The organism is Lachnoanaerobaculum sanguinis (genome assembly GCF_033242365.1).
GTDB classification, from domain to species: Bacteria; Bacillota; Clostridia; order Lachnospirales; family Lachnospiraceae; genus Lachnoanaerobaculum; species Lachnoanaerobaculum sanguinis.
The window spans coordinates 1-274 of sequence record NZ_BTHK01000089.1; the positions used below are offsets into that span (position 1 = coordinate 1).

Genomic DNA, 274 nt, shown 5'->3' on the forward strand with positions numbered 1-274 from the left:
TGTTTAGAAAAGGTAAATATGTAACAGAAAAAGACTTGGATATAATAATTGATATATTTACAGAAATGGGATTTTATTCAAGTAATAAGTTGAATATTACTTCAGGTGAAAGAGTATATTCAACTGTGAGTTTTTTTAATGATGAGTCGATAAGAAAGTGGGATGAGAACGAATTTGATTCATTAGATGATAATGACAATATTATAATTTACTTCTTTCCTAATGTGGAAATAGAGCTTGGAGAATATATTCCAAGTATGGGAGAAGAAGTACC

Annotated in this window: 1 pseudogene; it reads left to right on the forward strand. The window is 28.1% G+C overall.

Annotation, left to right across the window (positions count from 1 at the left end):
* Positions 1 to 274, forward strand: a pseudogene (locus SBH76_RS13645) (hypothetical protein); the annotation flags it as partial.